The following is a 9,795-nucleotide window of genomic DNA, read 5'->3' on the forward strand; positions in this document are numbered from 1 at the left end:
TAACGGAGTGTTTATGGCAGTCAAAGTCCTGGTGGTGGACGATTCGGGGTTTTTCCGCCGCCGCGTCTCGGAAATTCTTTCAGCGGATTCCAATATCCAGGTCGTCGGTACGGCGACCAACGGCAAAGAGGCGATCGATCAGGCACTGGCGCTCAAGCCAGACGTGATCACCATGGACTACGAGATGCCGATGATGGATGGCATCACGGCAGTGCGGCACATCATGCAGCGCTGCCCGACCCCGGTGTTGATGTTCTCCTCGCTGACTCACGAAGGCGCACGGGTCACCCTCGATGCGCTGGACGCTGGCGCGGTGGATTTCCTGCCGAAAAATTTTGAAGACATCTCGCGTAACCCGGAGAAGGTCAAGCAACTGCTGTGCGAGAAGATTCTCAGTATCTCGCGCAGTAACCGTCGTGTCGGCGCCTACAGTGCCCCGGCTCCAGTGGCCGCACCAGCCCCGACGCCTGCGCCTTCGAGCGTCAGCAGCTACGGCAGCAGCAGTGCGCCTGCGCGTCTGGCCCCGGCACCGATTCCGGCTCGCAGCCATGCAGCGACGCCGGCGTCGCCAGCGCCGAAACGCAAAGCCTACAAACTGGTCGCCATCGGCACCTCCACCGGTGGCCCGGTTGCCCTGCAACGGGTACTGACGCAGTTGCCGGCCAGCTTCCCGGCACCGATCGTATTGATCCAGCACATGCCGGCAGCCTTCACCAAGGCCTTCGCCGAGCGTCTGGACAAGCTGTGCCGCATCAGCGTCAAGGAAGCCGAGGATGGCGACATCCTGCGTCCGGGCCTGGCGCTGCTGGCGCCGGGTGGCAAGCAGATGATGATCGACGGCCGTGGTGCGGTGAAAATCCTGCCGGGCGATGAACGTCTGAACTACAAGCCTTGCGTAGACATCACCTTCGGTTCCGCGGCCAAATCCTACGGCGACAAAGTTCTGGCGGTGGTACTCACCGGCATGGGCGCCGACGGTCGCGAAGGCGCGCGTCTGCTCAAGCAGGGCGGCAGTGCGATCTGGGCTCAGGATGAAGCCAGCTGCGTGATCTACGGCATGCCAATGGCGATCGTCAAAGCCGAGCTCGCGGACGCGGTGTACAGCCTGGACGATATCGGCCGTCACCTGGTCGAGGCGTGTCTCTGATGGATGTACTCAGCCTTATCGGGATCATCATGGCGTTTGTCGCCATCATTGGCGGCAACTACCTTGAAGGCGGTCACCTCGGCGCGTTGGCCAACGGCCCGGCAGCGTTGATCGTACTCGGCGGGACCGTTGGCGCAGCGCTGCTGCAATCACCGATGAGCGCCTTCAAGCGCGCCATGCAGATTCTCGCCTGGATTCTGTTTCCACCGCGTGTGGATCTGGCCGGCGGCATCGATCGCGTCGTGAACTGGAGCCTGACTGCCCGCAAGGAAGGTTTGCTCGGTCTGGAAGGGGTGGCCGACGCCGAACCTGACAGCTACTCGCGCAAAGGCCTGCAACTGCTGGTGGACGGTGCCGAGCCGGAAGCGATTCGCAGCATTCTGGAAGTGGATTTCTACACCCAGGAAAGCCGTGACATCGAAGCCGCCAAAGTTTTTGAAAGCATGGGCGGCTACGCGCCGACCATCGGCATCATCGGTGCGGTAATGGGCCTGATCCATGTCATGGGCAACCTGGCCGATCCATCGCAGCTGGGCAGCGGCATTGCCGTCGCCTTTGTCGCCACCATCTATGGCGTGGCCAGTGCCAACCTGATATTGCTGCCGGTTGCCGCCAAGCTCAAGTCCATCGCGTTGCGGCAGTCGCGTTATCGCGAGATGTTGCTGGAAGGGATTCTGTCGATCGCCGAAGGTGAAAACCCTCGCTCCATCGAGTTGAAGCTTCAGGGCTTCATGGATTAAGGGAATAACCTCATGGCTCGTCGTCGGCAACCTGAAGAACACGTAAACCATGAACGCTGGCTCGTTTCCTACGCCGACTTCATTACGTTGCTGTTCGCTTTCTTCGTGGTGATGTACTCGATTTCTTCGATCAACGAAGGCAAGTACAAGGTCATTTCCGAGGCGCTGATCGGGGTGTTTACCGATTCCGATCGCGCCCTCAAGCCGATCCCGATTGGTGACGAGCGACCGAAGACCGTGACCCCGGCCAAGCCGCTGGTCAAGGACAGCGAACAGATTGACGCTGGCATCGCCCAGGCTGCCAACGATCCGCTCAAAAGCATTGCCGATGACATCAGCGCGGCGTTCGGCGACTTGATCAGTTCCAACCAGATGACCGTGCGCGGCAATGAGTTGTGGGTCGAGATCGAGCTCAATTCCAGCCTGTTGTTCGGCAGCGGCGATGCAATGCCCAGCGACATCGCCTTCAACATTATCGATAAGGTCGCCGCGATCCTGAGGCCGTTCGACAACCCGATCCACGTCGAAGGTTTTACCGACGATCAGCCGATTCGCACCGCGCAATACCCGACCAACTGGGAACTGTCCTCGGCCCGTTCGGCAAGCATCGTGCGCATGCTGGCGATGCAGGGTGTGAACCCCGGTCGTCTGGCGTCGGTGGGTTACGGTGAGTTCCAGCCGGTGGCCAATAACGCCACCGCCGAAGGCCGGGCGCGCAACCGTCGGGTGGTGTTGGTGGTTTCACGAAATCTCGATGTACGCCGCAGCCTCACGGGTACCGGAACGGCTCATGCACAACCGGATGCCGCGTTGAAGCGGGCTGGCACACAAACTGCACCGGCTCCGGTCAAGTCGCCGGGACGAGAGAGCGCCGTCAATTCTCCGTCACCCGCATTAATACGTTGAGCTATTTCTCGGTCAACCTTTTCGACCGGGAGGAACAATCCGAATGAGAGTCTGGGCAGTCGCCAATCAAAAGGGTGGTGTCGGTAAAACCACTTCCTCCATCGCCTTAGCCGGTTTGCTGGCTGAGGCGGGCAAGCGCGTGGTTGTGGTCGATCTCGACCCCCACGGCTCCATGACCAGCTACTTCGGTTACGACCCCGACAGCCTGGAACACAGCAGCTACGACTTGTTTCTGCACAAGGGCAGTGTGCCGCAAGGCCTGCCCGGTCAGTTGCTGATGCCCACCAGTGACGAACGCATTTCCCTGTTGCCATCGAGCACCGCGCTGGCAACCCTTGAGCGCCAGTCGCCGGGCCAGAGTGGTTTGGGCCTGGTGATCGCCAAGAGCCTGGCGCAGTTGTGGCAGGACTTCGATTACGCGGTGATCGACAGCCCGCCGTTGCTCGGTGTGCTGATGGTCAATGCCTTGGCGGCCAGTCAGCAGTTGGTGATTCCGGTGCAGACCGAACACTTGGCGGTCAAAGGCCTGGAACGCATGGTCAACACCCTGGCGATGATCAACCGCTCGCGCAAACAGGCGCTGCCGTTCAGCATCGTGCCGACCCTGTTCGACCGCCGCACCCAGGCGTCCCTCGGCACCCTTCGCGTGCTGCGCGACAAGTACCCGGAAGAAATCTGGCAAGGCTACATTCCGATCGACACCCGCTTGCGTGACGCGAGCCGGGCAGGGCTGACGCCTTCACAATTCGACGGCAAGAGCCGTGGCGTTCTCGCTTATCGCGCACTGCTCAAGCATTTGCTGGCGGCGCAACTTGTTGCGCAGGTGGCGTGAGATGAACTCAATCCCTGTAGGAGCTGCCGCAGGCTGCGATCTTTTGATCTTGCTTTGTGACATCTTCGAATCCGCCAAACGATCGCAGCCTTCGGCAGCTCCTACGATGGTGTGCGCATGAATCGGCCGGTGAAGATCACCTCGCGTCCGCAACTGGCCCTCCAGTCCTATCTGGACGCATTGCTGCAGGACGCGACCGAAGAGTTGCCGCCAGAAATCGAGGCGCTGCCCGAGGTTGTCGAGGTTATCGAGGTTGAGGCCGCGCTGGATGAGTTCCAGGCTGCCGTGCTTGAAGAGCAGGCCCGTGATGCGCAGAAACCGGCCGTGGCCGCTGCACCCATCGTTGCGCCAGTGGTGAAAGCAGCGGTGGCCGTGATCGAAGCACCGGCACCGATTCTGGCGCCCGTGTCGACGATTGCACCCCTGCTGCAAGCGTTGGTGCCGCCGGTGGTTGAAGTTCATCTGCCGCCCAGCAACACGCCGCCACCGGTGGAAACCGACGGTCGTCCGGCATGGGCTGCCGAGCCCTTCGAATGCCTGTTGTTCGACGTCGCCGGGTTGACCCTGGCGGTGCCACTGGTGTGCCTGGGATCGATTTATTCCCTGGCCGGTCACGAGCTGACGCCGTTGTTCGGCCAGCCGGAATGGTTCCTTGGGATCCTGCCGAGCCAGGCCGGCAACCTGAAAGTGCTGGATACCGCGCGTTGGGTCATGCCGGACCGCTACCGCGATGATTTCCGCCAAGGCCTGCAATACGTTATTTCGGTTCAGGGCTACGAGTGGGGGCTGGCGGTGCATCAGGTCAGCCGCTCATTGCGCCTGGACCCGAACGAAATCAAATGGAGAAGTCATCGAGGTCAGCGGCCATGGCTCGCCGGCACGGTGATTGAGCACATGTGTGCGCTGCTGGACGTTTCTGCCCTGGCCGAGTTGATCGCCAGCGGCGGGGCAAAGCACATGAGCGGCAGCAAGCCACTTCACAAACCGACATAGCTGCCGACATAACAAGTATGCGACGGCATTGTTGAATGCTGCCTACAGAACACACACCGCCAGAAGCGGTTTTTCGAGGGGTCAGGGTATGAGTAGTCAAGCGACGAATGCAAAAGGTTCTGAAGATCCGATCCTGCAATGGGTAACCTTCAAGCTGGACAACGAAACCTACGGCATCAACGTGATGCGCGTTCAGGAAGTCCTGCGCTACACCGAAATCGCCCCGGTCCCGGGTGCTCCGAGCTACGTGCTGGGCATCATCAACCTGCGCGGTAACGTGGTCACCGTGATCGACACCCGTCAGCGCTTCGGCCTGATGAATGCCGAGATCAGCGACAACACCCGTATCGTCATCATCGAAGCCGACAAGCAAGTGGTCGGGATCATGGTCGACAGCGTGGCTGAAGTGGTTTACCTGCGTCAGTCGGAAATCGAGACCGCGCCGAACGTCGGTAACGAAGAGTCCGCCAAGTTCATTCAAGGCGTGTGCAACAAGAACAACGAACTGCTGATCCTGGTCGAGCTGGACAAGATGATGAGCGAAGAAGAATGGTCGGAACTGGAGAGTATCTGATTGATTCTTGAGGTGGCTGTCATTGTCCTGTTCCTTTTATGGGCAGGCACGCTGGCGATGTTCATGGCGTACATCCGCGCTCAGCGGCGGATCGCCGCGCAACAGGTCGAGGGCGATGCGCTGCGCGATCAGCGCATCAAGGACCTGGCCAAACGTGTCGACGATTACCAGAACGGCAACGTGCGCATGGGTGAAGACCTGCACGAACTGCGCGCCGTCGTCGGGCCGTTGCCGGACAAACTGGCGCAGCTGGAGCAGCGTGATCCGTCGAGCCTTTCATTCGCCCAGGCAGCACGGCTGGTGGGGATGGGCGCGAGCGTCAGTGAGCTGACGCAGTCCTGCGGATTGACCCAGGCTGAGGCGGAGTTGATGAGCAAGTTGCACAGAAGCTGAGAAGATCAAAAGATCGCAGCCTCGTTTCACTCGACAGCGCCTACATTGGGATGGTGTACACCCTGTAGGAGCTGTCGAGTGAAACGAGGCTGCGATCTTTTGCATTCAACACATCAATAATCGTCCCCGCGATCAGTCACATCCTTCTCCACCATCGGCGCATGCGGATCATGCCCCTCGGGAAACTTGCCCTTCAAATTCCACGCAAACGCAATAATCTCCGCAATCGTGCGATACAACTCCTGCGGAATACTCTCTCCCAATTCCATCCGCGCCAGCAATCTCACCAGCTCGGCGTTTTCGTAGATCGGCACTTCATAATCCCGGGCAATCTGCAGGATTTCTTCGGCCAGTTCCTCGTCTCCCTTGGCGGTGAGGGTCGGGGCGTGGCTGCCGTCGTATTTGAGGGCGATGGCTTGGCGCGGTGCGGTGGATTTGTTCATGCGGTTTCGTCGACCCAGCGTTGTTCGAGGCGGGTTTGAGGGCCTTGTGGCGGTGTGCCGAGGTGGCAATCCAGGTCGCCGACGTTCAGGCCTGATGCCAGCAGCCGTTCGCGCAGCCCGGCCAGATTGCTTTCGATCAGGCTCGCGGTGTACGGCCGCTCGGCCCACAACTGACTGGAGAGGCTGCCTTTGATCAGTTGGGCCTGAATCTGCAATGGCCCCAGCGGCTCCATGTCGAACGCCAGATCGACTCGCCACAATTGTTGCTTGGGTTCGTGTTCGTCGCGGCGTTCGTGCGGTTGTTCTTTCTCAGGTGCTTCTTCGCGCTGGAATTTGACCTGCAATGGCACGATGTCCTGCAGGTTGCGCATGGGGATTTCCAGTTGCCAGGTGCTAAGCAGCCGACCGTCGTCGGTGAGGCCGGTCTGTTCCAGGCTCGACAGTTGATGGCTTTGCAGGCGCGAGACGGCCGCTGCTGCCAAACGCAGCAAGTGTTCCAGATCGCCTTCACCGTCCTGACTTTGCAGCAGGCGCTCGGGGAGCGGGAAACTGGTCGGCAACGGTTTGGCGCTGACTTGCCCAAGCATTCCCAAGGCGCTGCGCACGAAGCTGGGCAGCGTTTGCGCCAGTGTATTGGCGGCGATGATCGCGTTGAGATTGGTATTGGCCGGCAGGCCCGGCGTCAGTTGCGCGATCAGCTTGAGCAGGTCGCCCTTCATGTCTGGCGTCAGCGTCGGGTTTTGCCCGGTCAGCAGTTTCGCTTCAAGGAACAGACCGCTGTTGGCCAACGCCTGGGCCAGACCTTTGGGTGTACTCAATTGCTGAACGTCCGGCAGGCCGGCGAGCAATTTGTCCACGGCGGCGCGCAGGGCGCTGGAGGTCTGATCCGATGGCGGCAGGTTTTGCAGGACTTTAAGCAAGCCATCCAGAGAGCCCTGGCGACTTTGCTGGCTGACCAATTGCTGCGTCACCGCCAACTGTTCCTGACGGCTGCTCAACGGGACGAATTTCAGGGTCTGGGTGTCCTGCACCAAGGCGCTCAGCAATGTACCGATGCGCAGTGGCGTCGGGCTGTCGATGCTCAGCGTGCTGCCACTCAGCGCGGTATTGAGCAGGCTCACCATCGAGCGAAACACCGTCGGCTGACCCGGCACCTGCGGCATTACCTGAGAGGTCAGTACTTTGCCTTGCAGCAAGGTGCCTACCGGCAGTTGCGCCGTGTCGATGCGGGTGAGCGTCGCGACGCTGGAGGCGATGGCTTGTTGCACCGTGACTGCCAGGTTGCCCGCCGATGGCTGGGTAATCGCCAGGCTGGTGCCTTGGGGCAACGGCTGAGCGCTGGTGGCCTGGACCGTGGTCTGGCGGCCGTTGTCGAGGGTGACCTTGAGCAACAGTTGAAAGGTCTGATCCGTCTGCTTGAGCGACAGCACTTCAGCCTTGGCGGTTTGCCCAACGGAGATCAGGCCCTCCATCGGCGTCAGCAGCTTGAGTAGATCACCACTCACCACCAGCGGCCGCGAAATCGCGGGCGTGGTCGGCGGCAGCGGGAGGATGTTCATTTCGCCTGTCATATGCGGTCACAACCTGTGGAAATTGCGCTCTTTAGAGTGGGGCATGGCATGTATAATGCCGCCCGTCTTCGGGGAGTGGCGAAAACATTGCATTTGTTTGACCTAGCTCTCTAGAACAAGCCGCCAATGCATCTATGCTGCATCTCTTTAGCGGCCGCTCTGCCGCCGACTTGAACCGCAAAAGGCCCGTGATCTCTTGACCAGTCCTGTCCTGCAAACCGTTGCCCTTGCCTGTGAGCGAGACCTTCGGCTGCTCTTCGAAAATCTCGAATTGAGACTGGCCAGTGGCGAAATGGTACAGATCAGCGGCCCCAACGGCAGCGGCAAGACCAGCCTTTTACGTCTGCTTTGCGGCTTGATGCATCCGACTGCCGGGCAGGTGCTGCTCAACGGCTTGCCACTGAACGAACAGCGCAGCGAACTGGCGCGCAACCTGTTGTGGATCGGCCATGCCGCCGGCATCAAGGACCTGCTGACCCCTGAGGAAAACCTCAGTTGGCTCTGCGCCTTGCATCAACCGGCCTCCCATGAGGCGATCTGGCAGGCGCTGACGGCGGTGGGGCTGCGCGGTTTCGAGGATGTTCCCTGCCATACTCTGTCTGCTGGCCAGCAACGCCGCGTCGCGTTGGCGCGCTTGTATCTGGACAGCCCGCCGCTTTGGATCCTCGATGAGCCGTTTACCGCGCTCGACAAACAAGGCGTGGCGCAACTCGAAGAACACCTGGCGGCGCACTGCGAACGGGGTGGCATGGTGGTCCTCACCACTCACCACACGCTCACCCGGATGCCTGCCGGCTATCGTGACATTGATTTGGGGAACTGGGCCGTATGAGTGTTTTCGGCCTGTTGGTCGCCCGCGAGGCACGTTTGCTGTTCCGCCGTCCTGCCGAACTGGCGAATCCGCTGGTGTTCTTCGCCATCGTCGTCTCTTTGTTCCCGTTGGCGGTCGGCGCCGGGCCTCAATTGTTGCAAACCTTGTCCCCGGGGCTGGTCTGGGTGGCAGCGCTTTTATCGGTCTTGCTCTCGCTGGATGGGCTCTTTCGCAGTGATTTCGAAGATGGCTCGCTTGAGCAGTGGGTCCTTTCGCCGCACCCCCTGCCTATTCTGGTTTTGGCCAAGGTGCTGGCACACTGGGCGTTTTCCGGCCTGGCCCTGGTTTTGCTCGCACCCTTGCTGGCGTTGATGCTTGGTTTGCCTGCCGCCTGTCTGCCGGTGTTGCTGCTTTCTTTATTGCTCGGTACACCGGTGCTGAGCCTGCTCGGTGCGGTGGGCGCGGCGTTGACGGTAGGATTGAAGCGCGGTGGCCTGTTATTGGCGCTGCTGATTCTGCCGCTGTACATCCCGGTGTTGATTCTCGGCAGTGGCGCCTTGCAGGCGGCATTGCAGGGCATGCCGGCGACCGGTTATCTCTTGTGGCTTGGTAGCCTGACCGCCCTGGCGATAACCCTGACACCTTTTGCAATAGCTGCTGGCCTGAAGATCAGCGTCGGCGAATAATGAGGTCTGGTTATTTTTTAACCAGTAAAGACCCTTTGGCTGCTTCGTGATGACGAGCAGCAACCGTGATGGAAACAGCAATGAACTGGACCTGGTTTCATAAGCTCGGCTCGCCCAAATGGTTTTACGGCATCAGTGGCAAACTGCTGCCATGGCTGAGCGTCGCGGCGTTGCTGCTGATCAGCATCGGCGTGGTTTGGGGGCTGGCCTTCGCGCCGCCGGACTACCAGCAAGGCAACAGCTTTCGCATCATCTACATCCATGTTCCAGCCGCCATGCTGGCGCAGTCCATTTACGTGATGCTGGCCGTGTGCGGCATCGTCGGGCTGGTCTGGAAGATGAAGCTGGCCGACGTCGCCCTGCAATGCGCCGCGCCCATCGGCGCCTGGATGACTGCCGTGGCGCTGGTCACCGGTGCGATCTGGGGCAAGCCGACCTGGGGTTCGTGGTGGGTCTGGGATGCGCGACTTACGTCCATGCTGATTCTGCTGTTTCTGTACTTCGGTCTTATTGCGCTGGGCAACGCCATCAGCAATCGTGATAGTGCGGCCAAGGCCTGCGCGGTGCTGGCAATCGTCGGCGTGATCAACATCCCGATCATCAAGTACTCGGTGGAGTGGTGGAACACCCTGCATCAGGGCGCGACCTTCACCCTTACCGAAAAACCGGCGATGCCCGCCGAGATGTGGCTGGCGCTGG

12 protein-coding genes are annotated in these 9,795 nt (G+C 60.5%); 10 read left to right on the forward strand and 2 right to left on the reverse strand.

Annotation, left to right across the window (positions count from 1 at the left end; genetic code table 11):
- Positions 1 to 13 precede the first annotated feature (13 nt).
- The 7 genes from PMI36_RS12840 to PMI36_RS12810 all read left to right on the forward strand — a co-directional run bounded on the left by PMI36_RS12840 (position 14) and on the right by PMI36_RS12810 (position 5,585).
- Complete coding sequence (locus PMI36_RS12840) at positions 14 to 1,147, forward strand: protein-glutamate methylesterase/protein-glutamine glutaminase (protein WP_008072646.1); 1,134 nt, start codon at positions 14 to 16, stop codon at positions 1,145 to 1,147.
- Positions 1,147 to 1,887 carry a flagellar motor protein gene (locus PMI36_RS12835; protein WP_008072647.1) on the forward strand — a complete coding sequence of 247 codons (741 nt, stop codon included), beginning with the start codon at positions 1,147 to 1,149 and terminating at the stop codon, positions 1,885 to 1,887. Before PMI36_RS12840 ends, PMI36_RS12835 begins: the two co-directional genes overlap by 1 nt.
- Before the next feature lie 12 nt (positions 1,888 to 1,899).
- Positions 1,900 to 2,793 carry a flagellar motor protein MotD gene (gene motD / locus PMI36_RS12830; RefSeq protein WP_008072648.1) on the forward strand — a complete coding sequence of 298 codons (894 nt, stop codon included), beginning with the start codon at positions 1,900 to 1,902 and terminating at the stop codon, positions 2,791 to 2,793.
- Between the two features lie 43 nt (positions 2,794 to 2,836).
- Positions 2,837 to 3,625, forward strand: a complete 789-nt coding sequence (locus tag PMI36_RS12825; RefSeq protein WP_008072649.1) for a ParA family protein — start codon at positions 2,837 to 2,839, stop codon at positions 3,623 to 3,625.
- 117 nt (positions 3,626 to 3,742) lie between these two features.
- Complete coding sequence (locus tag PMI36_RS12820; protein WP_008072651.1) at positions 3,743 to 4,618, forward strand: CheW domain-containing protein; 876 nt, start codon at positions 3,743 to 3,745, stop codon at positions 4,616 to 4,618.
- A gap of 88 nt (positions 4,619 to 4,706) precedes the next feature.
- A complete protein-coding gene (locus PMI36_RS12815; protein ID WP_008072653.1) occupies positions 4,707 to 5,192 on the forward strand; it encodes a chemotaxis protein CheW in 486 nt (161 codons plus the stop codon).
- Entirely contained in the window at positions 5,193 to 5,585 is a 393-nt protein-coding gene (locus PMI36_RS12810) for a DUF2802 domain-containing protein (RefSeq protein ID WP_008072655.1), read from the forward strand.
- A 113-nt stretch (positions 5,586 to 5,698) separates the two neighbouring features.
- On the opposite strand, the gene PMI36_RS12805 is transcribed toward PMI36_RS12810, so the two are convergent.
- Positions 5,699 to 6,028: an EscU/YscU/HrcU family type III secretion system export apparatus switch protein gene (locus tag PMI36_RS12805; RefSeq protein WP_008072656.1), complete on the reverse strand. Its 330-nt coding sequence runs from the start codon at positions 6,026 to 6,028 to the stop codon at positions 5,699 to 5,701.
- The gene (gene fliK, locus PMI36_RS12800; RefSeq protein WP_008072657.1) at positions 6,025 to 7,599 is read right to left on the reverse strand and encodes a flagellar hook-length control protein FliK; all 1,575 of its coding nucleotides are present in this window, start codon (positions 7,597 to 7,599) and stop codon (positions 6,025 to 6,027) included. The genes PMI36_RS12805 and fliK overlap by 4 nt, the downstream gene beginning before the upstream one ends.
- Positions 7,600 to 7,795: 196 nt before the next feature.
- Between fliK and ccmA the strand changes: the two genes are divergently transcribed.
- From ccmA to PMI36_RS12785, 3 genes are all read left to right on the forward strand, one after another.
- Entirely contained in the window at positions 7,796 to 8,431 is a 636-nt protein-coding gene (gene ccmA / locus PMI36_RS12795; protein ID WP_008072658.1) for a cytochrome c biogenesis heme-transporting ATPase CcmA, read from the forward strand.
- On the forward strand, positions 8,428 to 9,096 hold the full coding sequence (gene ccmB / locus PMI36_RS12790) for a heme exporter protein CcmB (protein WP_008072659.1): 669 nt from the start codon (positions 8,428 to 8,430) through the stop codon (positions 9,094 to 9,096). The genes ccmA and ccmB overlap by 4 nt, the downstream gene beginning before the upstream one ends.
- Positions 9,097 to 9,176: 80 nt before the next feature.
- The coding region (locus PMI36_RS12785) for a heme ABC transporter permease (protein ID WP_008072660.1) at positions 9,177 to 9,795 on the forward strand (619 nt) is incomplete at its 3' end.

Origin of the sequence: Pseudomonas sp. GM79, from assembly GCF_000282495.1 — a bacterium.
Taxonomy (GTDB): Bacteria; Pseudomonadota; Gammaproteobacteria; order Pseudomonadales; family Pseudomonadaceae; genus Aquipseudomonas.